The sequence below is a fragment of the Flavobacterium sp. T12S277 genome, assembly GCF_048514875.1.
GTDB lineage: Bacteria > Bacteroidota > Bacteroidia > Flavobacteriales > Flavobacteriaceae > Flavobacterium.
This window is the reverse complement of record NZ_JBLYEG010000001.1, coordinates 626109-648509: the sequence shown is the minus strand read 5'-3', so window position 1 is coordinate 648509 and position 22401 is coordinate 626109. Positions and strand designations below refer to the sequence as shown.

Genomic DNA, 22401 nt, shown 5'->3' with positions numbered 1-22401 from the left:
ATGGGCAGGAAGAAAATCAAGTTGCATTCTTTTGCAACTTGATTTTTGATTTTGTAAAACTTTTGTTTTTTACTGTTTTTGAACAAAAATAATCCTAATTTTGAGACACAGTTATTCAAAATCACAACCTCCAGTATATTAAAATTTTATGAGTATTCAAGAAACAATTCAGACTTTACGAAACGAACTTAATCAGCACAATTATAATTATTATGTGTTAGACAACGCCACAATTTCTGATTATGATTTTGATATTAAGTTAAAAGAACTTCAGGATTTAGAAAATAAACATCCTGAGTTTTTTGATGAAAATTCTCCAACACAGCGAGTGGGAGGTACCGTGACTAAAAATTTTAAAACAATTGCACATCAGTACCGCATGTATTCCTTAGACAACTCGTATTCGAAAGAGGATTTACTGGATTGGGAGACCCGAATTCAGAAAGTTTTAGGAAATGTTGCCTTGCAATATACCTGCGAATTAAAATACGACGGAGCCTCTATCAGCATTACTTACGAAAACGGAAAACTGGTACAAGCCTTAACCCGAGGCGACGGTTTTCAGGGTGATGAGGTAACAAACAACATCAAAACGATAAAATCAATTCCTTTACAGTTAAAAGGAAACTACCCGGAAAAATTTGATATCAGGGGAGAAATTATTCTGCCTTTTGTTGGGTTCGAAAAAATGAATCAGGATTTAATTGAAATTGGCGAAACCCCTTATTCAAATCCGAGAAATACAGCTTCAGGAAGTTTGAAACTACAGGACAGTGCTGAGGTGGCCAAACGCCCTCTAGAATGTTTACTGTACTTTGTTACCGGAAACAATCTGCCATTTGCGTCTCAGTACGAAGGACTGGAATCTGCCAGAAAATGGGGGTTTAAAGTGCCTAATGAAGCAAAACTGGTACAAAACATGCAGGAAGTTTTTGACTTCATTGATTATTGGGATGTACACCGTCATAACTTACCTTATGAAACCGATGGTGTAGTGGTAAAGGTAAACAGCATTCAGCATCAGGAAGAATTAGGATATACAGCAAAATCACCGCGTTGGGCAATCGCCTATAAATTCAAATCAGAACAGGTTTCAACCAAACTACAATCCATTTCCTACCAGGTAGGCCGTACTGGTGCGATAACCCCGGTCGCCAATTTAGAACCGGTACAACTGGCCGGAACCATAGTAAAAAGAGCCTCTTTGCACAATGCCGATCAGATTGAAAAACTGGACATCCGAATAAACGATACCGTTTTTGTAGAAAAAGGAGGAGAAATCATTCCAAAAATAATCGCAGTAGATTTATCAAAACGTCCTGAAAATTCAGAAGCCACCCAATATATCACACATTGTCCGGAATGTCAGACCAAATTGGTGCGAAATGAAGGAGAAGCCAATCATTATTGCCCTAACTTTTATGGATGTCCTCCGCAGATTATAGGAAGGATTCAACATTATATTTCGAGAAAAGCAATGGACATCGAAGGCCTTGGTGGTGAAACTGTTGCCTTGCTTTTTAACAACGGATTGGTACACAATTATGCCGATTTATATGAATTAAAAGTAGAAAATATCTTACCTTTAGAGAGGATGGCACAAAAATCTGCCGAGAATCTGGTTAAAGGAGTTGAAAAATCGAAAGAAATTCCATTTGAAAGCGTCTTGTTTGCTTTGGGAATTCGTTTTGTAGGGGAAACTGTTGCTAAAAAACTGGCAAAACACTATAAAAACATCGATGCATTGAGTCAGGCTACCCTGATGGATCTGATTCTGGTAGATGAAATTGGAGAAAGAATTGCCAAAAGTGTCATTGAATTCTTCGAAAATGAAGAAAATCAAAGGATTATTGAACGCCTTAAGCGTCACGGAATTCAGTTTGAAATTGTTGAAAAGATAAATCCAAACGCCACCGAAAAATTCGTTGGAAAAACATTTGTAGTTTCGGGAGTTTTTGCTCAATTCTCAAGAGATGAATTGAAAAAAACGATTGAAGACAATGGTGGGAAAGTAGGAAGCTCTATTTCGGCAAAAACAGATTTTGTTGTTGCAGGCGATAATATGGGACCGGCTAAATTAGAAAAAGCCAGTAAATTAAACATCCCTATTTTATCAGAAGAAGATTTTATAAATAAATTAAATGAAAGCGAATAAGCCGTCGTTAATTTTATTCTTTTTAGCATTACTGTGCACAATCATTTTTGAATGGGCACAGTTAGATTTATTTGCAATCTATTCTAAAGCCATTGTAGTTCCGGCTATTTTTATTTACTTTTTAATCAGCAACGAATTCAGCATAGGAAAAACAGAAGGCGTCATTTTTTTGTTTTGCTTTGTCGGACAGGTGTTTAACCTGATGGATGTCGAAAGCTCTGAACTTGGCGGAGTCTTATGTTTTTTAGTAGTATACCTTTTAATTGTCCGGCTTTATTTTAGAGAACATGAAAAAATAAAGCTGGCCAAAAAAGATATACTGCCCGTATCTATAGTAGTCATTTTTATCGTCTACCTGTTGATATCGGTTTTGGGGATGAAGTTTGACAATATGAAGCAGTTCAGCATAATTTATACTATCTACGGAATTGTTTTAAGCGTACTAAGTTATTTTTCCTTTGTAAGTTACATCACAAAAGGTACTCATTTAGCTTTACTCATGTCATTAATGGCAATTAGTTACATCTTTTCAGACATCTTCTACATCTTCAATGAGTATTTTTCTTATTCCGTCGTTCTCGTATTGATTCGTGATACTACTCAAATTTTGGCCTACTTTTTTATGGTCGAATATTTTCTCCAGAAAGCCAAAAGCAAAAAAAAGAAAATTACACTATAATCGATCTTCCTTGATTCGTGTGTGCCTTGTCTTTATCGAAGTAAAAATCGATTCTTCCTAAATTAATTCCGTAACAACCTACCTGATTCACCAAAACCTCTTGTCCTGCTTTATTTTTAACAACAGTTGGTTTGTCTAAGAAAGTATGCGTGTGACCTCCAATAATCAAATCAATGTCCTGCGTTTGCGCTGCTAATTTCAGGTCACAAATTTTAGATTCATCGTCTTTGTATTTGTATCCAAGGTGCGAAAGGCAAACAACCAAATCACATTTTTCTTCTTTCTTTAATAACTGCGTCATATCCTGCGCAATTTCTACCGGATTGTTGTAGATCGTTTCTTTGTACATCTGTTTGTCAACTAAACCTGCAAGCTCAATTCCCAAACCAAAAACACCTACTTTAATTCCGTTTTTATGAAAGATTTTATACGGTTTCACAAGGCCGTTCATCACGGTGTTTTTAAAATCGTAGTTTGAACAGATAAAATCAAAACTGGCGTGAGGCATTTGCGCGTGTAATCCATCAAGACCATTGTCGAAATCGTGATTTCCAATAGTCGATGCATCGTACTTCATCATACTCATCAGTTTAAATTCCAATTCCCCTCCGTAATAATTAAAATAAGGAGTTCCCTGAAAAATATCACCTGCATCCAGTAAAAGTACATTTGGATTCTCTTTACGGATCGTTTCTATAAGCGCTGCTCTGCGTGACACACCGCCTTTATTTGGGTTACGAGGATCATCAGCCGGAAATGGGTCAATGTGGCTGTGAACGTCGTTAGTATGTAGAATGGTTAAGTGTTTAATATCGTTGGTTTCAAAACTGCTTAACGACAAACCTAAGCTTAATAGGGCAGTACTTGCAGCTGTTTTTTCGATAAATTCTCTTCTTTTCATTTTGTATTTTTTTTTACGAAAACTGTAATGTAATTGGTTGACTTTTTGGTCACGAATGGAGACGAATTGGAATTCGTACAGATTCGTGAAATTCGCGGCTATCTTTATTTATTCTTCTGTAATTCGGATGTCTTTTGCCACCGGAATCGTATCTACTTGTTTGAAATAATCGATTAGCACGTCTCTAAGTTTGTAATTCAGATCGTATTTCTGAACGCTTTTTGCGAAAAAAGCCATGCTGTCTCCACCGTTCGCTAAATAGTCATTTGTAGCTACGTAATAAATTTTATTAAGATCAAGAGGTTTTCCCTGAATCATAATGTTTTTTGCCGTTTTGTCTTTTGCAATTGTAAAAGTCATACCCGATAAAGGCTGCGCTTTTTGTGCCTTAATAATATAAGCAGTCATGTCTAAAATCTGATCTCCTTTTAAAGCCATCACTACCATGCTGTTTTCAAAAGGCATAATTTCAAATGCTGTTCTGTTGGTTACATTTCCTTTAGGCAATATGGCTCTGATACCACCATGATTTAGCAAACACAAATCGATAGTTTTGTTTTCACGTGCTTTAAAAACCAGGTTTCCTCTTTCCACACAAACATCAGCCATTAGGTTTCCAATGCTGGTTTGCCATTTTCCGGTGCTTTTGTCAAGAGTTTCTGGGCAATACGCCAAAACATTGTCCAAATCCTTGTTAATGTGATCGCGGTAAGGCTTAATAAAGTTTTCAATTGCAGGGGTTTCAGTTCCTTTTTCGGTGATCGGAAGCTGCTTTCCTTCGATTTTTGTTAGATTATAATTTTTCTGACTGCAGGAAAATATAAAAAAAAGTGTTAAGAATATAACAAAAAGTTTCAAAACTCCGTTATACTTTTTTAGTTTTACCATCTTAAATGCGACTTAAATAATTAATTTTGTAATCTGGTAAAAGTACTATGTTTTTAAATTATATAAAGGAATTTTTTGTAAAAAAATCATTAAAAAATAACTTGAATAATGTCAAAAACGAAGTGTTTACAAGTAATGTGCAAACAATTGGTTTACTGATTGATGAAAGTGAATTTCAGCATTCAGAAGACCTGGTAAAGGAGTTGATCTCGAAAGGAATCAAGGCCGAGAACATAAAAATTGTAGCATACAACAGTAAATTTAGCGAGAAAAAAACGTATTCAAGACCTACTTTTGGTAGAAAACACATCAATTGGAAGGGAGATATTACGGCAGCTTTCTTAAATGAATTTATTACAACAGAATTTGATTTTCTGATCAGTTATTATGATATCGAAACAGCCATTTTGATGATGATAACCGCCAGATCAAAAGCAAAGTTTAAAGTAGGATTCGCATCAGTAGATAAAAATTTAAATCGATGGATGATTGATACTGCTATAGAAAATCACAAACTTTTCGTGCACGAACTGTTTCGATATTTAAAGAGTATAAAATAAAATTATAAAGTAGAATATGCAATCATTAATAGGAACTGGTGTTGCGCTTGTAACCCCATTTAAAAAAGACTTATCAGTAGACATCGAAGCTTTACAGCGCATTGTTAATTTTTCGATTGACGGCGGGGTTGAATATCTTGTGGTCATGGGAACAACAGCTGAGAACGCTACTCTGACAGAGGACGAGAAAGAACTGGTAATACAAACCGTAATCGATACTAATAAAGGTAGATTGCCTTTGGTACTTGGAGTGGGCGGAAACAATACCATGCAGATCGTAGCCGAATTGAAAACGAGAGACTTCTCGGCTTTTGAAGCGATACTTTCTGTTTCTCCTTATTATAATAAACCTACGCAGGAAGGAATTTACCAGCATTTTAAAGCAATTGCAGAGGCGTCTCCGATTCCGGTAATCTTATATAACGTTCCGGGAAGAACCTCCAGCAATATGTTGCCGGCAACGGTAATTCGTTTGGCGAATGATTTTGACAATGTGGTAGCGATTAAAGAAGCTGCCGGAGATTTGGTGCAGGCGATGCAGATTATAAAAAATGCACCAAAAGATTTCCTTGTGATTTCTGGAGATGATATGATTGCTTTACCAATTGTTTTGGCGGGTGGAGCAGGGGTAATTTCGGTTATTGGACAAGGTTTTCCAAAAGAATTTACAGAAATGATTCGTTTAGGACTCAATAAAAAGGTAACTGAAGCGTTTAAAACACAATACCTTTTATCAGATTGTATCGATATGCTTTTTGAACAAGGGAATCCTGCGGGAATCAAACAAGTCTTTCAAGCCCTTGGTATTGCTGAGAACATTGTACGTTTGCCTTTAGTGGCCGTTGATGATTCGTTAGCAGGCAGATTGAATGAATTTGTAAAAAATAGCATAAAATAAGCATGAGATTGTCGGTATTTTATTATACCAAAAAATATTTTGTAATAGTTAAATTAATAACTAAATTTGCCACCGGAACTTCGGTGTGATTTTGCTTTGGCATAATTGTCTAAGAAATCATAATAAAAGTAAGAAAATGAAAAAAATAGTATCTCTATTAATTGTTGTTGTCCTTTTTTGTTCTTGTAGTGATTACCAAAAAGCATTAAAAAACGAGGATGTTGCTGCAAAATTCGAAGTTGCAACAAAAATGTATGATGCCGGTAAATATTCAAAAGCCATACGTCTTTTTGAACAATTAGCTTCTTCGTACAGAGGGAAACCTCAGGCAGAGAAATTATTTTACATGTTTTCGCAATCTTATTATAAAACGAAACAGTATTACTTAGCGGGTTATCAGTTTGAAAGCTTCGTTTCGGGATACCCTCGAAGTGAAAAAGTTCAGGAAGCTGCTTTTTTAGGCGCTTACAGCTATTCAAAACTAGCTCCTGTTTATAGCTTAGATCAAACAGATACTGTAAAAGCTTTAGAAAAATTACAGACTTTTATCGAGAACTATCCAAATTCTGAATACATCGTTCAGGCAAACGAAGCGGTGAAAATTTTAAATGGTAAGTTAGAGAAAAAAGCATATGAAAATGCGAAAGGATACAACACGATTTCAGATTACAAATCGGCATTAGTTGCTTTTGATAATTTTATCGCTGATTTTCCCGGAACACCATTAAAAGAAGATGCGCTGTTTTACAAATACGATTCAGCATATAAATTGGCAATAAACAGTATTCCGTCAAAAATGGAAGAGCGTTTAAATGTAGCGAAAGTAGCTTACGGTAACTTAATTAAGTTTAATGGTGCTACTAAGTATAAAAAAGAGGCAGATGAAATGAATGCCAGAGTGGAAACAGATTTACAAAAATTTACTAAATAAAATAAAGTCATGGATTTAAAAAAGACGAATGCTCCTGTAAATACAGTAACTTACAATAAAACAGTTATTGAAGAGCCAACAGGAAATGTGTATGAGGCAATTACCATTATGGCTAAAAGAGCAAATCAAATTAATTCTGAAATTAAAAAAGAATTAACTGAGAAATTAGAAGAGTTTGCTACTTATAATGACAGTCTTGAAGAAGTTTTTGAAAATAAAGAACAAATTGAAGTTTCTAAATTTTACGAAAAATTACCAAAACCACATGCTTTAGCAGTTCAGGAGTGGTTAGACGGTAAAACATACCACAGAGGTTCAAACAAATAATATAGTATAATGTCAGTTTTAAACGGGAAGAAAATTTTACTGGGAGTTTCTGGTGGAATTGCAGCCTATAAAACAGCTTCATTAGTACGACTCTTTATAAAAGCAGGTGCACATGTCCAAGTGATAATGACACCTGCTTCTAAGGATTTTGTAACTCCACTTACCTTATCTACACTATCTAAAAATCCGGTACATTCCAGTTTCTTCAATCAGGACGATGAAGATGCGGTTTGGAACAATCACGTTGATTTGGCCTTGTGGGCCGATTTGATGCTGATTGCGCCTGCAACATCTAATACCCTGTCTAAAATGACAACCGGAAACAGTGATAACCTTTTAGTTGCTACCTATTTATCGGCCAAATGTCCGGTTTATTTTGCTCCGGCAATGGATTTGGACATGTACAAACACCCTTCGGTTTTGTCTAGTTTTAATGCTTTAAAAAGCTTTGGAAACATTATGATTCCGGCTGAAAGTGGTGAACTGGCCAGTGGACTGTCCGGAGAAGGCCGAATGGCGGAACCGGAAAACATTATTGCTTTTTTGGAAGCCGATTTAGAAAGTAAATTACCTTTAAAAGGAAAAAAAATACTAATTACTGCCGGACCCACATACGAAGCAATAGATCCTGTGCGTTTTATTGGAAATCATTCTTCGGGAAAAATGGGTTTTGATCTGGCAAATGAAGCAGCAAACTTAGGAGCTCAGGTTATCTTAGTTGCTGGTCCTACTCATTACAAAGCTAAAAATAGTTTAGTAGAAGTAATCAGCGTAGTTTCGGCACAGGACATGTATGATACCTGTCATCAATATTTTAATGATGTTGATGTAGCAATCGCTGCTGCGGCAGTGGCAGATTACCGACCTAAAGTAGTGGCGACGCAAAAGATTAAAAAAGCTGCGGACGAATTTTCAATAGAGCTTGAAAAAACAAAAGATATTCTGGCCTCCCTGGGAGCGATCAAGAAAAATCAGTTTTTAATTGGATTTGCATTGGAAACTGAAAATGAAATTGAAAATGCAAAGCTGAAAATTCAGAAAAAAAACTTAGATTTGATTGTTTTAAATTCCCTACAGGATGAAGGGGCAGGTTTTAAAAAAGAAACCAATAAAGTAACCTTTATTGATCAGGATTTTAAAATTGAACCAATGGAATTAAAATCAAAAGAATCTGTTGCAGTTGATATTTTAAACAAAGTGGTTTCGCATTTTACGAAATCATAACGATTTAAAGTAAAAGGCAAAGACAGGAATAGTAAAACTATTACGTGCTTTAACCAAAATAATATCTTTCGTATGAATAAACTAGTTACTTTTTTAGCATTTTTATTTTTTGGCTTTACACAAGCACAGCAGCTAAATTGTACTGTAACTATTAATACAGAACGATTACCCAATCCCAATCAGCAGGTATTTAAAACACTTCAGACCTCATTGTCTGAGTTTGTAAATAAAACAGACTGGACGGGTACCGTTTTAAAACAAAACGAACGAATCAATTGCTCGATGTATATCACCTTGTCATCGAACAGTTCCGATCAGTTTTCAGGGACCATTCAGGTACAATCTTCACGATTGATCTATAATTCGACCTATTCTTCCCCAATATTAAATTACAACGATAAAGACTTTAGTTTCAGATATATCGAATACGAGCCTTTATTGTTTAATCCTACTACTTTCGAATCCAATTTAGTTTCTGTAGTTTCTTTTTACAGCTATTTGATCTTGGCAATGGATGCGGATAGTTTTCAAATGGGAGCAGGAAGTCAATATCTTGAAACAGCCCAAAACATAGCAAATGTGGCACAACAAGGCGGATCTAAAGGCTGGACTCAGTCTGATGGGGTTCAGAATCGCTATTATCTGATCACCGATTTGATTTCGCCAATGTATAGCGATTTGCGTCAAACCATGTTCTTGTATCATACGGGTTTAGATGGTATGAGTCAGGATTTGAAAGCATCAAAAGAAAAAATCAAGTCAGCCTTGATGCTTACCGGAAAATTAAATTCGGTTAAACCCAATGCTTTTTTGACCAGAGTATTTTTTGATGCCAAATCAGATGAAATTGTTTCGATATTCTCAGGAGGGCCAAACATCCCGGTTACCGATCTGACCGATGTTTTGAACAAAGTTTTTCCTTTGAATTCTGTTAAATGGTCACAGATTAAATTTTAATCTCTTTAAATTACTTTCTTTATTAACTTTTATATTTCCCAAATTCCTTATGATAACGTCCTTGTCGATTAAAAACTATGCTCTTATTGAAAAATTAACGATAGATTTTTCAAGAGGTTTCTCTATAATTACAGGTGAAACAGGTGCAGGTAAATCTATTATATTAGGAGCGATAGGATTGGTTTTAGGAAAAAGAGCCGATTTAACTTCATTAAAAAATAAAGAAGAAAAATGTGTAATTGAAGCACAGTTTGAAATTTCTAAATACAACTTAAAAGATTTTTTTACAGCAAATGATCTCGACTATGAGGATGAAACGATCATCAGGAGAGAAATTTTGCCTTCAGGAAAATCGCGTGCCTTTATTAATGATAGTCCCGTAAACTTGCAGGAATTGCAGGATCTGAGCTTGTTTTTGATTGATATTCATTCACAGCAGCAAACTCAGGAATTATCAGATGAAGGAGTTCAGTTTAAAATTATTGATGCAATTGCCAATAACGGCGAGACCATTCAATCCTATCAGAATATTTTAAAAGAATACAAATCAGATAAATCCAAACTAAATGCTTTGTTGAAAAAACAAAGTGATTCCGGAAAAGAGCAGGAGTACAATACCTACTTGTTAAATGAGCTGGTTACGGCTAAATTAAAATCGGGTGAGCAGGAAGAACTTGAGGCTGATTTTGAAAAGCTAAACAATGTCGAGATTATAAAAGAATCGATTGATAAATCGTTAGCGATTGCTAACGAAGAGCAGTTTGGTGTTTTTCATAATTTAAATGAAATTAAAACGGCATTGCACAAAATAGCGCCTTTTTCAACCGAATACCAAAGCATTTTTGAAAGAATCACCAGTTTAACGATTGAATTTGATGATGTATCAAAAGAACTTCAAAATGTTTCCGAGAAACTTTTAAACGATCCTGCACAATTGGAATTAATAAGTCAGAAACTACAGCTGATTTACAATTTGCAAAAAAAGCACCAGGTAACTACTGTTGATGAATTGCTTGCGATCCAGACTACATTAGAGAATACACTGCTTGAATTGGATAATATAGAAGAAGAAATCGCTGTTGTATCCAAATCGATCGAAGAAAAAGTTACAGCATTAGATGCTTTTGCGGCTGCCATTCATCAAAACAGAACCGATGCAATTCCGGTTTTATCGCAAAAGTTAGTAACGATCTTAGAAACGCTGGGAATGCCAAATGTTCGTTTCAATATGGAGTTATTGCCTTCTGAAACCTATTTTCAAAACGGAAAAGACGAATTGCAATTTTTATTTTCGGCCAATAAAGGAACTGATTTTGGATTGCTTAAAAAAGTGGCATCGGGAGGAGAAATGTCCCGTATTATGTTAGCGGTAAAAGCAATTTTGGCCCAATATTCAAAACTGCCTACTTTAATTTTTGATGAGATAGATACCGGAGTTTCTGGAGAAATTGCCATTAGAATGGGGGAGATTATGAAAGAAATGAGTACCACAATGCAAATTTTTGCCATCACCCACTTACCTCAAATTGCAGCCAAAGGAGATTCGCACTTTAAAGTTTCTAAAGCTACTGTAGATGAGGACACACAATCAGAACTTAAGCTATTGTCTCAGGAAGAAAGAGTTATAGAGATTGCTCAAATGTTATCCGGTGCAGTGGTTTCTGATTCGGCTTTAAATCATGCTAAAGCCTTGTTGAACTAAAGAAATAATTTATATTTGTCATCTTAAAAGCGAATTAAACAAACGTAGATAAAATACAATCTTTATATTTTAAAAGGATTGATCAAAATACGAAAAAAACAAAAAGTATGATTATAGAACCTAGAATGAGAGGATTTATTTGCTTGACAGCCCACCCAAAAGGAAGCGAGCAAAATGTTAAAAATCAAATAGAATATATCAAATCAAAAGGACCAATTGCAGGTGCAAAAAAAGTATTAGTTATTGGTGCTTCAACAGGTTTCGGATTGGCTTCAAGAATTACAAGTGCTTTTGGATCTGATGCTGCAACAATTGGAGTGTTTTTTGAAAAACCACCAGTTGAAGGTAAAACAGCTTCACCAGGATGGTATAATTCTGCTGCATTTGAAACAGAAGCTCACAAAGCAGGTTTATATGCAAAAAGTATCAATGGAGATGCTTTTTCAAACGAAATAAAAAGACAGACTTTAGATTTAATCAAAGCCGATTTAGGTCAGGTTGATCTTGTGATTTACAGTTTAGCTTCTCCGGTTCGTCAACATCCGGTTACAGGAGTTTTACACCGTTCGGTTTTAAAACCTATCGGACAAACTTTTACCAATAAAACAGTTGATTTTCACACTGGAAATGTTTCAGAAGTTTCTATCGCTCCTGCAAATGAGGAAGACATTGCCAATACAGTTGCAGTAATGGGTGGTGAAGACTGGACGATGTGGATGGATGCTTTAAAAGCGGAGAATTTATTAGCGGATGGCGCTACTACAGTAGCTTATTCTTATATCGGACCATCATTGACAGAGGCCGTTTACCGTAAAGGTACAATTGGTCGTGCAAAAGATGATTTAGAGGCTACAGCATTTTCGATTACAGATAGTTTAAGATCTATTGGAGGAAAAGCATATGTTTCTGTAAACAAAGCTTTGGTAACACAGGCAAGTTCTGCAATTCCGGTTATCCCATTGTATATTTCTCTTTTATATAAAATTATGAAAGAAGAAGGAATACACGAAGGTTGTATTGAGCAGATCCAGCGTTTGTTTCAGGACAGATTGTACAACGGATCTGAAGTTCCTGTAGATGAAAAAGGCAGAATCAGAATCGACGATTGGGAAATGCGTGAAGATGTACAGGCTAAAGTGGCTAAACTTTGGTTGGAAGCTACAACTGAAACATTGCCTGCAATTGGAGATTTAGCCGGATATAGAAATGATTTCTTAAACCTGTTTGGGTTTGAATTTGCCGGAGTAGACTATGCTGCTGAAGCAAATGAAGTTGTTGAAATTGAAAGTATCAAATAAACAGAAAAAAAAATAGTACTATATATCAAAACCATTCGTCGCTACGAATGGTTTTTTTATGAATATAACATATCTTTGTTAAAATTTTGAAATTTAAAATATTGCCACTTTAATACCGCATAATCTGCTATGATTTTTTCTTTAATTATACCCGTGTATAATCGTCCGGATGAAGTAGATGAACTTTTAGAAAGTTTGTCAAAATCCGATTATAATGAAGCTTTTGAAATTGTTCTTGTCGAAGACGGATCGTCGATACCTTGTAAAGATGTTGTGATGAACTATCAGGGGAAACTGAATATATCTTATTATTTTAAGGAAAATTCGGGTCCGGGAGACTCAAGGAACTTTGGAATGCAGAAAGCCAGAGGGGATTATTTTATCATTTTTGATTCAGATTGTATCATTCCTTCTAATTATTTGACAGAAGTTCGAAAAGCACTTAACGAAAATTATGTGGATTGTTTTGGTGGACCGGATAAAGCATTGGATAGCTTTTCGGATATTCAGAAGGCAATTAACTTTGCAATGACCTCCTTTTTAACTACAGGAGGAATTCGCGGTGGCTCTGAAAAAATCAATAAATTTCAGCCGAGAAGTTTTAACATGGGAATTTCAAAGAAAGCTTTTATTGCCTCAAATGGTTTTGGAAACATTCACCCGGGAGAAGATCCGGATCTTTCCATTCGTTTGTGGAATTTAGGATTTGAAACCAGATTGTTCACTGAAGCCTATGTGTATCACAAACGCAGAATTGACTGGGAAAAATTTTCGATTCAGGTGAATAAATTCGGAATTGCGAGACCGATATTAAACAGTTGGTACCCTGAACATAACAAGCTAACCTTCTTTTTTCCTACGGTTTTTATCTTAGGGCTATTATTAGCTTTTTTATTGTTAATTTTCAACATTGATATCTTGTTACAATTATATTTTGTATATTTCGTTGTAATTTTTCTTACAGCCAGTGTTCAGAATAAGAGCATTAAAATTGGGTACTTAGCTGTGATTGCAGTTTGGAAACAGTTTTATGGTTATGGAACGGGATTTTTGAAATCGTTCGTAAAAGTTATTATTTTAAAACAAAAACCCCAAGAGGCTTTTCCTCGTATGTTTTTTAAAATATAGATATGGCTAAAGTTATTGGCCTGACCGGCGGAATAGGGAGCGGAAAAACCACCATAGCAAACTACTTTGCCGAAATGGGAGTTCCTTTATACATTGCCGACGATGAAGCCAGAAAAGTAATGCAGTCTGAAAACATTGTGCAACAAATTAGAACCGCCTTCGGAGACTCTCTTTTTGAAAATAATGTTTTAAACAGAGCTAAATTGGCAGAAATCGTTTTTAATGATGCTGGAAAACTAGCCGCATTAAATGCAATTGTACACCCTGCAGTAAAAGCGGATTTTGAACTTTGGTTATTAAAAAACAAAAAATATCAATATGTAATTTATGAGGCCGCAATTTTGTTTGAAAGTGGTCGTTATAAAGATTGTGATGTTATTGTAACCGTTACCGCACCGGAAGAGCTTAGAATAGAAAGAGTTATCAAGCGCGATAAAACCACACGGGAACAAGTTTTAAGCCGAATGCAAATGCAATGGAATGATGAAAAACGAATTTCTTTAAGCAATTTTGTTATTAATAACAGTAATCTTAAAATTGCTAAAGAAGAAGTTGTTAAAATTCTTAAAATTTTAAATATAAAACAAAATCAGTCTTAAATGTTAATATTTGGTTAATGTATTATTTAGTATATTGTTAAAATATTAATTTTGTTTCGATGAATAAATTATTTTTTAGATTACTTGTTTTATTGATGAGTTTGTCCTTAATAGGGATAATTCTGGTTCAGGTATATTGGTTTAATTCTTCGTTCAAGAATAACGATGAGCAGTTTAAATACCATGTTACTCAGGTAATTGGAAATGTGGCAGACAAGCTCGAACAGCAGGAAGAGTATAGTTTTTACGATAAATACAACCGCATCAAAGACAGTACCGGTAAAACACCTAAAAAAGAAGATTTACTTCAGGTTTTTTACATTCAGAGAAACGCAAAAACAAACAAGACAATAGTTTATTCCAATACGCTTACATCTGAAGATTATGATATCAGCGGCTCGATTTTTAATAAAAAATTCAGTAGCGAAAGATTTAAAAACTTCAGTTCAAAAAGAGTTACAGAAGTATACAATAACAACAACAATATCGATAATAATACTTTAGGACAAAGTATTATCCCTGATTTAAAAATCGAAAAATCAGGAAGTCTGGATATCTTAAATAAAGTGCAGCAGCAAATTCAATACAAAGATATTGCTTCACTGACACCGATAGAAGGGCGAATAACAAAGGATAAACTTCAAAAACTCTTAAAAAAGGAACTGGAAGAATATGGTGTAAAAACCAAATTTGAATATGGTGTTCTTAACAATGGTCTTGCGACAAAAGTAAGATCTGATGGATTTCATTACGATAAAGATGCAAGTTACCACGTGCCAATTTATACGGATAATGAGGGAAATAGTAAATACGAATTGTTTCTTACGTTCCCACATAAAAAGAAATTCTTACTGTCTGAATTATTAAGTATTACAATACTGTCAATAATTTTCACATTAATCATTATAGTTGCGTACACCAGTGCATTGAACCAATTGTTGCGTCAGAAGCATATTTCTGAAATCAAAACCGATTTTATAAATAATATGACGCATGAGTTTAAAACTCCGATAGCGACAATTAATCTGGCACTTGATGCCATTAAGAATCCTAAGATAATCGAAGACAAAGAGAAAGTATATCGCTATCTTCAGATGATTCGGGATGAGAATAAAAGAATGCATGCTCAGGTAGAAAACGTTCTTCGTATCTCTAAATTAGAAAAAAGAGAATTAGATATTACAAAAGAACCTACTGCGATTCATGATATCATTGATGATGCAATCGAACATGTAAATTTAATTTTGGAGGACAGACAGGGAACTGTAGTGAAGCATTTTAATGCGGCAAGAACAACGAGTCTGATCAACGAAGTGCATTTTACCAATGTATTAGTGAATATTTTAGAAAATGCCATAAAATATTCTCCGGGTAACCCTGAAATAGAAATTTTTACAGAAAATGTCAAAGACATGATTCTGATAAAAGTAAAAGATAATGGTCTTGGTATGAGTAAAGTAGCTCAAAAGAGAGTTTTTGAGAAATTTTACAGAGAACATACAGGAGATTTACATAATGTAAAAGGACACGGTTTAGGTCTGGCTTATGTAAAAAGGATAGTAGAAGATCATAATGGTCAAGTATATGTTGAAAGCGAGAAAGGAAAAGGTAGCACCTTTATAATAAAAATACCATTAATAAATTAAAATATGGAAAATAATAACAAAAGAATACTTTTAGTAGAAGATGACCTTAATTTTGGGGCAGTTCTTAAAGATTATCTAATGTTAAATGACTTTGAAGTTACTTTAGCTAAAAACGGTATGGAAGGTTTCGAAAAATTCAAGAAAGATGTATACGATTTGTGTATTCTTGATGTAATGATGCCTTATAAAGATGGTTATACTTTAGCCAAAGAAATTAGAGAGAAGAACAGCGAAGTGCCAATTATCTTCTTAACGGCTAAGTCAATGAAAGAGGATGTATTGAAAGGGTACAAAGCGGGTGCTGATGATTATTTGAATAAACCTTTTGATTCAGAAGTTTTATTGATGAAAATTAAAGCGATCATTCAGAGAAAATCTGCTGATACAAAAGCAGAACAAGTACAGTTTGAATTTAACATTGGTAAATTCCATTTAAATTCAAAACTAAGATTCTTGACTTTCCAGGATGAAGAGCCAATTAAATTGTCTCCAAAAGAGAATGAATTGCTTAAAATGTTGATTCTTCATGAAAATGACTTAATGCCAAGAGAATTAGCTTTAACTAAAATCTGGAGAGACGATAACTATTTTACATCAAGAAGTATGGATGTTTATATCGCCAAACTTAGAAAATACCTAAAAGCTGATGAAGATGTTGAAATCCTAAACATTCACGGTGAAGGTTTCAGATTAGTTGTTAAAAGTAAAGTTGCAGAATAACAAAAAATATAACCAAACAAAAAAAATATTAGAGCCCTGAGAAATCAGGGCTTTTTTTATGGAGTAATTTGTCTTGCAGCGCTACAGAAAGGTTTGATAGCGCGCGGATGCGAATTATGAATCAAATTAAGATTAAAAAATTTAACGCTGATGATACGGATTCGCCAGACGAAAACGCGGATTAACGCAGATTTTTAAGTTTTATGTGATGTAGAGTAATTCATCGTAATAACTTTTTTTATCCCATTAAAAATCCGTTTCAATCAGCGTTTTCGCATGGCGAATCTGTATGATCCGCGTATTATTTCTTTATGCAAAATTTTAACCGCCAGGCACGCAAAGATTTTCGCAAAGTTCGCAACGAGTTCGTTTTAAATCTTTGCGAACGTTGCGCTTTTTTCTTTGCGTTCTTTGCGGTTAAGTAAAAAAAAATAAAAAAAACGTTATTAAAGTATAATTTTTATCTTTTTGATTTTGAATGTTGTAGCCTCTTTTTTAGGTCTTGAAATAACATTATTGAAATTTTTGTAACGATTTTTCTTAAAATAAATTTGGAAAATAAAAAAAGTATTCTGAATATTTGCAGACGAAAAAAATAATAACCCTTTAAAAACGAAGAAAAAATGTTTGTATTTACATTGACATCACAGAGCTTTACATCAAATGAATTTGATGCAGCACTTCTTCGTGGCTTATTTCGATCCTAGAAATATACTTTTAGATATATAAAGCCCGAAGACATTTTGTTTCGGGCTTTTTTTTATTCTAGACACTTCAAATTTTCCCGAAAATCGATTTTACTTATCCTTCATGGATAAAATGTTAAGCCTGTTTGGCTGTTAATTTAATGTACTATAATTTTTAATGCAAAATTATACGGTAGAGGAGTATGCTTTGTGCGCTCGTCTTAAAAGTAAAAGAAAGAAAAAAAGATTAGTAAAGGAAGATTTTGAAAAACACCTGATTCAGTTAAGAAAACTTGAAAAAAAGCTTTGGGAAAAACGTAGAGATTTACCTCTTGTTCCACTAGAGATCCCTTATCAAAAGGGATGGCAGCGTAACTTTATACTGAGAGAAGATGTGGCAAGATCGAGTGAATCTTCATTTTACAAAAGCTTATTGGAAAAAATAAATACCTGGCAGTTCTCTTCTGAAAAATCTTTTAAAAGGAAGAAAAAGAGAAAAAGAAGAAATGTTTATACCGAAAAGTTACAAACTGTAAAAGAATTTTCAGAGTGGGAGTGGAGAAGTCCGAAATTAGAATTAACCGAGAAAGAAAAAGCACATTTTTATAAACGCGAACGCTGGTGCAGCAATTTTAAGCGATATAAAATTCATTACGTTTTTAATGAGCCGTGGCGCTATGTACTTCGTGTTAGTCCGTATATGATAACACATACGAAGCTGGTTGATTCGGATTTGGAGAGCGAAATTCAGCTACTTGACAATCGCATTACTAATCTTAATTTGAGACATAAGATAAACAAATTAGTAGATGGTTTTTCGCATCGTTGGAGTTACTATGAAAGTGAAAATCCAAAAGAGAAAAACCCAATTAAAAATAAAAGTCTGGAAGTATTGTATCAGCAATATCTGGACGAAATGATATAGATCATGGGAAATAAATTATCTGGAAAAGACCTGATTAAATTAGGGTTTCCAAAAAACAATTCAATAAATATCGCCTTAGGGCAGATCAACAGATATAGAAAGAGGGAGAAAAAGGAATCTATCCTGACAGAAGCCAAAGATGTATTGTTACATCCGGAAAAATATGAAGGCAACGGAACCTGGGGTAAAGTAGCTGAAGGTTTGATCAAACCGGTTCAGGTAAGAATGCATCAGTTGAAGACAACAAGAGTTCCTTTTAAAATTTTTGGAGAAAATGAGATTGATCAACAGGCAAAATTTCAATTGTATGATTCGTTAAAACTGCCTATTTCTGTAGCCGGAGCTTTGATGCCCGATGCACATTCGGGTTACGGACTGCCCATTGGAGGGGTTTTAGCAACAGATAATGCTGTAATTCCGTACGGAGTTGGAGTGGATATCGGATGCAGGATGAGCCTTTCTATTTTTGATTTACCGGCTTCACATTTTAAAGGCAAGGAACATCAGTTGGAAGCAATTTTGAAAGACAATACCAAGTTTGGAATGTATGAAACACATGCTTCAAGAGTGGATCATGATGTTTTTTATAAAAGCGAATTTCAGGATATTCCATTGTTAAAGAATCTTTTGCCGAAGGCCTACAAACAATTGGGAAGTTCTGGCGGGGGAAACCATTTTGTAGAATTCGGAATTGCTAAAATTGAAAATCCGGAGAACGAATGGAAGCTCGAAAAAGGAGAATATTTCGCCGTTCTTTCGCACAGCGGTTCCAGGGGATTAGGCGCAAACATTGCCAAACATTATACCTATCTGGCAACAAAACAATGCCCGTTACCAAAAAATGTTCAGCATTTGGCCTGGCTGGATTTAAATACGCATGACGGTCAGGAATACTGGCTGGCTATGAATTTAGCCGGAGAATATGCAAAAGCCTGTCACGATGATATTCATCGACGAATTGCCAAAGCAATTGGAAAAAGAGTAGTGGTAACAATCGAAAATCACCACAATTTTGCCTGGAAAGAAATGGTAAACGGTCAGGAATGTATTGTACATAGAAAAGGTGCAACGCCTGCCGCAGAAGGCCAATTGGGAATTATTCCCGGTTCGATGACGGCGCCTGGCTACATTGTAAAAGGCAAGGGAAATGCGGAAAGTTTAAACTCTGCTTCGCATGGCGCAGGGCGTTTGTTTTCAAGGGCAAAGTGTAAAAGTACCTTCACTCAAAGTGAAATTAAAAAGGTGTTAAAAGCTAATGATGTGACCTTAATTGGAGGAAATATTGACGAAGCGCCTATGGCGTATAAAGACATTACAAAAGTGATGGCAAATCAAAGTGATCTGGTGGAAGTGCTTGGAACTTTCACGCCAAAGATCGTTAGAATGGACCGATAAAAAGACAAAGAATATGAAAAGATTTCAGGATGAGAATAAGTTTTTAGAAAGTTTTTTACATGAGGTTTTAGTGCAGTGTCCGAAATGTGATGCTAAAGCTAAAGTTAAAAATAAACTTTCGGAAGAATGCAAATGCGGGCATTGTTATACTAAAATTTTGGAGTGTAAACATTGCTTTTATAAGCTTGATAAGCCCGTTTACCAATACATTGCTTATGGTAAGGCCTATTGCAATCAGTGTTATGAGAAATATGAATTTAAATCACAGTTGTTAAAAGAAAAGCCGGAAAAGTATAAAGCGAAATGTCCACATTGTAATTTTCAGGAAGAATGGAAACCCAAAGTTGAAGAGGTTTTGCAAAATTCAAATCGTAACGACGGTTTAGTGAAAGAACAATGGTATAATTTGCCGCTTTGGTTTCAAATAGAAGTGGACAAACATATTTTCTGGGCCTATAATAAGCAGCATATAGAGTATTTAGAACGGTATATCGGAGCAGGGCTGAGGGAACGAAATCCAGGAATGAATTTCGGATCGAGTTTGGTGGCCCGTTTACCAAAATTTGTAAAAGAAGCGAAGAACAGAGAAAAGCTTCTTAAAATATTAGAGAAATGGAAAAAATAATTCAGATAACAGCGGGTCGCGGACCGGCAGAATGCACCTGGGTAGTGGCTCAGGTGCTTAAAAAAGTTTTGGACGAAGCAGAGGAACAACAATTAGAAGCAACTTTGCTGCAGCGAGAAGTTGGGGAGGAAAACGGAACAGTAGAAACTGCTACCATCGCTGTAAAAGGGAAAGATGCTGCCCGATTTGCTGATTCCTGGATAGGAACGATTCAATGGATTGGTCAAAGCCAGTTTAGGAAAATGCACAAGCGAAAAAATTGGTTTATTGGTGTTTTTGAGATTGAACCACAAAAAAACGCATCAATTTCTGAAAACGATATTCAGTATCAGGCCATGCGCAGCTCCGGAGCAGGAGGGCAACACGTAAACAAAGTGAGTTCGGCAATCCGGGCGACACATTTGCCAACGGGAATTGCGGTTGTTGCTATGGACAGTCGTTCGCAGCACCAAAACAAAAAAATGGCAACAGAACGATTATTAAAAAAACTAGAAGACGAAACCTTACAGCAACTTAAGAACCATGTTGGAAAACAATGGGAAAATCAGCTCAACATTCAGCGGGGTAATCCGATTAGAGTTTTTGCAGGAACTGACTTTAAAAAGAACAAGGCAGAGAAAAGTTACAAAGGAACACGTCAGAAACTTAAAACCGATTTACGAAATGAGCATAATTAAAAAGTTGGTCGCAAAAAACAATGATTATATGCGAATTATAGGTGACCAACAAAAAACAATAAATATCGACACATAACATGAAAGCAATAGATAAATACCTTTTTCAGGCGTTGGACAGTTATCCCTATTCATTAGAAGAAACCATTGAATCTTTGGATTATGCCTTTTCTTATGATGCTAAAAACACAATGGTTTTGTGCTTGTACGGAAGAATTCAGTCAGAACAATTATGGAATTACGAAGAGGCAAAAATCTATTTTCAGGAAGCCCTGACGATTAACATTCACGCACTCGAAGTATATCCGCACTATATTCAGACTTTAATTTTAAATGAAGATTTTGAAGAAGCACAAAAGTTAATCGATTTTGCTTTAACTATAAAAGGAATAAACAAATCTGAAATTTTTGTGAAGAAAGGAATTCTTTATGAAGCGCAGCAAGAGTTTCAATTGGCACTAAAAGAAATTAAAAAGGCTAAACTTTGTACGTTACAATTTGTTTTTGAATCCGATATTATTGAAGTGGAGAAAAGAATTAAAGGCAAGATTGAGTTGACGCAAAAGAAAAAGAAAGCTGAAAAAGCGAAAAAAGATTCGAAGAAGAAAGTAAAGTAATCTTCCTATAAAGAAAAACGAGGCGGTTATGCCTCGTTTCTTTTATCAGGAATTCACAGAATTACCACGAATTTTAAACTTTTAATTTTTTTTTGGAGTATCTTATTTCCAGTGTAACTCCAAAGCAAAACAATTTTTCTCCTGTTTTGTAATGCTGAAAGTAGCCTTAGTGTGATTGTCGTCTTCGCTCTCATGGATGATGACTTTATCTTTTAGCGACAGTTCCTTCATAAAATTCATTTCAAAGCTTTTAACCCCTTGTTTAAGAATTCTTTCCTCCTCTACATGATCAAGGCACCATTCTAAATATTTGACATTATTAACGTGATTTACAATGTCCAGATCCGAGAGGTAAACTGTTTTTTCAAAAACCGCTTCTTTTTCGTGGTTGATGTTTATTTTTGAAAAACCTTCAGTAGTGGCACGTTTTTCGGGGTACAATTCAAAATGTTGGTATGGTAAAGCCAAAGCTTCGGGACGTCGTAACTGTGTGTTAAAAACAGCCCAATACGTTTCGCAGCCTACTATTTTTTTTCCGTTTACATGCATCTCTAAAGCACGAACAGAACGAGAATTTTCTAAACTGTTGATCCAGGTTTTTACCGTTACAACATCCTGCCATTTTGGTAAAGCAGTAATTTCAACGCGCATGCGGCTTAATACCCAGGCCTGATGAAATTCCTGCATATCAAAAAAGCTAATGCCTCCGGCTTCAGAATGCGCAGCAGCTGTCAATTGCAGAATATTACATAAGTCTGTATACTTTAGAAAACCATTTGGTGTACATTGTGTAAAATTGATTTCCCAGTCTTTGCTTAAGACAGAAGTAAAATTTGGAGATATTGGCATTGCTGAATTTTAAATTT

At 35.0% G+C, this 22401-nt stretch carries 22 protein-coding genes; 19 read left to right on the top strand and 3 right to left on the bottom strand.

From position 1 onward, the window contains the following. The first annotated feature begins 148 nt into the window (after positions 1 to 148). The gene (ligA, locus tag ACN1CN_RS02660; RefSeq protein WP_419134564.1) at positions 149 to 2155 is read left to right on the top strand and encodes an NAD-dependent DNA ligase LigA; all 2007 of its coding nucleotides are present in this window, start codon (positions 149 to 151) and stop codon (positions 2153 to 2155) included. Further along, a complete protein-coding gene (locus ACN1CN_RS02655) occupies positions 2142 to 2834 on the top strand; it encodes a lysoplasmalogenase family protein (protein ID WP_264523638.1) in 693 nt (230 codons plus the stop codon). Before ligA ends, ACN1CN_RS02655 begins: the two co-directional genes overlap by 14 nt. On the opposite strand, the gene ACN1CN_RS02650 is transcribed toward ACN1CN_RS02655, so the two are convergent. Both ACN1CN_RS02650 and ACN1CN_RS02645 read right to left on the bottom strand, forming a co-directional pair. Further along, positions 2824 to 3735: a bifunctional metallophosphatase/5'-nucleotidase gene (locus ACN1CN_RS02650; RefSeq protein WP_264523639.1), complete on the bottom strand. Its 912-nt coding sequence runs from the start codon at positions 3733 to 3735 to the stop codon at positions 2824 to 2826. The two genes, ACN1CN_RS02655 and ACN1CN_RS02650, sit on opposite strands and share 11 nt — an antisense overlap. Positions 3736 to 3843: 108 nt before the next feature. Continuing rightward, positions 3844 to 4623, bottom strand: a complete 780-nt coding sequence (locus tag ACN1CN_RS02645) for a 5'-nucleotidase C-terminal domain-containing protein (protein WP_291287711.1) — start codon at positions 4621 to 4623, stop codon at positions 3844 to 3846. Positions 4624 to 4670: 47 nt separating this feature from the next. Between ACN1CN_RS02645 and ACN1CN_RS02640 the strand changes: the two genes are divergently transcribed. The 17 genes from ACN1CN_RS02640 (at position 4671) to ACN1CN_RS02560 (ending at position 21535) form a co-directional block, all read left to right on the top strand. Next, positions 4671 to 5183 carry a DUF6913 domain-containing protein gene (locus tag ACN1CN_RS02640; RefSeq protein ID WP_419134563.1) on the top strand — a complete coding sequence of 171 codons (513 nt, stop codon included), beginning with the start codon at positions 4671 to 4673 and terminating at the stop codon, positions 5181 to 5183. Between the two features lie 16 nt (positions 5184 to 5199). Then, entirely contained in the window at positions 5200 to 6081 is an 882-nt protein-coding gene (dapA, locus tag ACN1CN_RS02635) for a 4-hydroxy-tetrahydrodipicolinate synthase (protein ID WP_264523642.1), read from the top strand. Between the two features lie 136 nt (positions 6082 to 6217). Further along, positions 6218 to 7012: an outer membrane protein assembly factor BamD gene (locus tag ACN1CN_RS02630; protein ID WP_264523643.1), complete on the top strand. Its 795-nt coding sequence runs from the start codon at positions 6218 to 6220 to the stop codon at positions 7010 to 7012. Positions 7013 to 7021: 9 nt separating this feature from the next. After that, the gene (locus ACN1CN_RS02625; protein WP_209562297.1) at positions 7022 to 7339 is read left to right on the top strand and encodes a DNA-directed RNA polymerase subunit omega; all 318 of its coding nucleotides are present in this window, start codon (positions 7022 to 7024) and stop codon (positions 7337 to 7339) included. A gap of 9 nt (positions 7340 to 7348) precedes the next feature. Further along, the gene (gene coaBC / locus ACN1CN_RS02620) at positions 7349 to 8563 is read left to right on the top strand and encodes a bifunctional phosphopantothenoylcysteine decarboxylase/phosphopantothenate--cysteine ligase CoaBC (RefSeq protein WP_419134562.1); all 1215 of its coding nucleotides are present in this window, start codon (positions 7349 to 7351) and stop codon (positions 8561 to 8563) included. 72 nt (positions 8564 to 8635) lie between these two features. Next, positions 8636 to 9520 (top strand): DUF4835 family protein, encoded by an 885-nt coding sequence (locus ACN1CN_RS02615; protein WP_419134561.1) that lies wholly within the window; start codon positions 8636 to 8638, stop codon positions 9518 to 9520. Positions 9521 to 9569: 49 nt separating this feature from the next. After that, positions 9570 to 11222 carry a DNA repair protein RecN gene (gene recN, locus ACN1CN_RS02610; RefSeq protein ID WP_419134560.1) on the top strand — a complete coding sequence of 551 codons (1653 nt, stop codon included), beginning with the start codon at positions 9570 to 9572 and terminating at the stop codon, positions 11220 to 11222. Between the two features lie 107 nt (positions 11223 to 11329). Then, positions 11330 to 12520, top strand: a complete 1191-nt coding sequence (fabV, locus tag ACN1CN_RS02605; protein ID WP_419134559.1) for an enoyl-ACP reductase FabV — start codon at positions 11330 to 11332, stop codon at positions 12518 to 12520. A gap of 129 nt (positions 12521 to 12649) precedes the next feature. Continuing rightward, positions 12650 to 13648, top strand: a complete 999-nt coding sequence (locus tag ACN1CN_RS02600; protein WP_264523648.1) for a glycosyltransferase — start codon at positions 12650 to 12652, stop codon at positions 13646 to 13648. A gap of 2 nt (positions 13649 to 13650) precedes the next feature. Then, positions 13651 to 14247: a dephospho-CoA kinase gene (gene coaE / locus ACN1CN_RS02595; protein WP_419134558.1), complete on the top strand. Its 597-nt coding sequence runs from the start codon at positions 13651 to 13653 to the stop codon at positions 14245 to 14247. Positions 14248 to 14306: 59 nt separating this feature from the next. Further along, the gene (locus ACN1CN_RS02590) at positions 14307 to 15893 is read left to right on the top strand and encodes a sensor histidine kinase (RefSeq protein ID WP_264523650.1); all 1587 of its coding nucleotides are present in this window, start codon (positions 14307 to 14309) and stop codon (positions 15891 to 15893) included. Positions 15894 to 15896: 3 nt separating this feature from the next. Continuing rightward, entirely contained in the window at positions 15897 to 16613 is a 717-nt protein-coding gene (locus ACN1CN_RS02585) for a response regulator transcription factor (protein WP_264523651.1), read from the top strand. An 864-nt stretch (positions 16614 to 17477) separates the two neighbouring features. After that, positions 17478 to 18224 (top strand): hypothetical protein, encoded by a 747-nt coding sequence (locus ACN1CN_RS02580; protein WP_419134557.1) that lies wholly within the window; start codon positions 17478 to 17480, stop codon positions 18222 to 18224. 3 nt (positions 18225 to 18227) lie between these two features. Continuing rightward, the gene (locus tag ACN1CN_RS02575; RefSeq protein ID WP_419134556.1) at positions 18228 to 19619 is read left to right on the top strand and encodes an RtcB family protein; all 1392 of its coding nucleotides are present in this window, start codon (positions 18228 to 18230) and stop codon (positions 19617 to 19619) included. A 13-nt stretch (positions 19620 to 19632) separates the two neighbouring features. Then, positions 19633 to 20244, top strand: a complete 612-nt coding sequence (locus tag ACN1CN_RS02570; protein ID WP_419134555.1) for a hypothetical protein — start codon at positions 19633 to 19635, stop codon at positions 20242 to 20244. After that, positions 20232 to 20921: a peptide chain release factor H gene (prfH, locus tag ACN1CN_RS02565; protein WP_419134554.1), complete on the top strand. Its 690-nt coding sequence runs from the start codon at positions 20232 to 20234 to the stop codon at positions 20919 to 20921. The genes ACN1CN_RS02570 and prfH overlap by 13 nt, the downstream gene beginning before the upstream one ends. A gap of 77 nt (positions 20922 to 20998) precedes the next feature. Continuing rightward, positions 20999 to 21535: a tetratricopeptide repeat protein gene (locus tag ACN1CN_RS02560; RefSeq protein WP_419134553.1), complete on the top strand. Its 537-nt coding sequence runs from the start codon at positions 20999 to 21001 to the stop codon at positions 21533 to 21535. A gap of 102 nt (positions 21536 to 21637) precedes the next feature. Here the strand turns inward: ACN1CN_RS02560 and ACN1CN_RS02555 are convergent, their stop codons facing one another. Next, the gene (locus tag ACN1CN_RS02555; protein ID WP_419134552.1) at positions 21638 to 22384 is read right to left on the bottom strand and encodes an acyl-[acyl-carrier-protein] thioesterase; all 747 of its coding nucleotides are present in this window, start codon (positions 22382 to 22384) and stop codon (positions 21638 to 21640) included. Positions 22385 to 22401 lie beyond the last annotated feature (17 nt).

Bases quoted from the DNA above. Each gene is read 5' to 3' on its own strand.
- ligA (WP_419134564.1), top strand. From the start codon at position 149: ATGAGTATTCAAGAAACAATTCAGACTTTACGAAACGAACTTAATCAG.
- ACN1CN_RS02655 (WP_264523638.1), top strand. From the start codon at position 2,142: ATGAAAGCGAATAAGCCGTCGTTAATTTTATTCTTTTTAGCATTACTG.
- ACN1CN_RS02650 (WP_264523639.1), bottom strand. From the start codon at position 3,735: ATGAAAAGAAGAGAATTTATCGAAAAAACAGCTGCAAGTACTGCCCTA.
- ACN1CN_RS02645 (WP_291287711.1), bottom strand. From the start codon at position 4,623: ATGGTAAAACTAAAAAAGTATAACGGAGTTTTGAAACTTTTTGTTATA.
- ACN1CN_RS02640 (WP_419134563.1), top strand. From the start codon at position 4,671: ATGTTTTTAAATTATATAAAGGAATTTTTTGTAAAAAAATCATTAAAA.
- dapA (WP_264523642.1), top strand. From the start codon at position 5,200: ATGCAATCATTAATAGGAACTGGTGTTGCGCTTGTAACCCCATTTAAA.
- ACN1CN_RS02630 (WP_264523643.1), top strand. From the start codon at position 6,218: ATGAAAAAAATAGTATCTCTATTAATTGTTGTTGTCCTTTTTTGTTCT.
- ACN1CN_RS02625 (WP_209562297.1), top strand. From the start codon at position 7,022: ATGGATTTAAAAAAGACGAATGCTCCTGTAAATACAGTAACTTACAAT.
- coaBC (WP_419134562.1), top strand. From the start codon at position 7,349: ATGTCAGTTTTAAACGGGAAGAAAATTTTACTGGGAGTTTCTGGTGGA.
- ACN1CN_RS02615 (WP_419134561.1), top strand. From the start codon at position 8,636: ATGAATAAACTAGTTACTTTTTTAGCATTTTTATTTTTTGGCTTTACA.
- recN (WP_419134560.1), top strand. From the start codon at position 9,570: ATGATAACGTCCTTGTCGATTAAAAACTATGCTCTTATTGAAAAATTA.
- fabV (WP_419134559.1), top strand. From the start codon at position 11,330: ATGATTATAGAACCTAGAATGAGAGGATTTATTTGCTTGACAGCCCAC.
- ACN1CN_RS02600 (WP_264523648.1), top strand. From the start codon at position 12,650: ATGATTTTTTCTTTAATTATACCCGTGTATAATCGTCCGGATGAAGTA.
- coaE (WP_419134558.1), top strand. From the start codon at position 13,651: ATGGCTAAAGTTATTGGCCTGACCGGCGGAATAGGGAGCGGAAAAACC.
- ACN1CN_RS02590 (WP_264523650.1), top strand. From the start codon at position 14,307: ATGAATAAATTATTTTTTAGATTACTTGTTTTATTGATGAGTTTGTCC.
- ACN1CN_RS02585 (WP_264523651.1), top strand. From the start codon at position 15,897: ATGGAAAATAATAACAAAAGAATACTTTTAGTAGAAGATGACCTTAAT.
- ACN1CN_RS02580 (WP_419134557.1), top strand. From the start codon at position 17,478: ATGCAAAATTATACGGTAGAGGAGTATGCTTTGTGCGCTCGTCTTAAA.
- ACN1CN_RS02575 (WP_419134556.1), top strand. From the start codon at position 18,228: ATGGGAAATAAATTATCTGGAAAAGACCTGATTAAATTAGGGTTTCCA.
- ACN1CN_RS02570 (WP_419134555.1), top strand. From the start codon at position 19,633: ATGAAAAGATTTCAGGATGAGAATAAGTTTTTAGAAAGTTTTTTACAT.
- prfH (WP_419134554.1), top strand. From the start codon at position 20,232: ATGGAAAAAATAATTCAGATAACAGCGGGTCGCGGACCGGCAGAATGC.
- ACN1CN_RS02560 (WP_419134553.1), top strand. From the start codon at position 20,999: ATGAAAGCAATAGATAAATACCTTTTTCAGGCGTTGGACAGTTATCCC.
- ACN1CN_RS02555 (WP_419134552.1), bottom strand. From the start codon at position 22,384: ATGCCAATATCTCCAAATTTTACTTCTGTCTTAAGCAAAGACTGGGAA.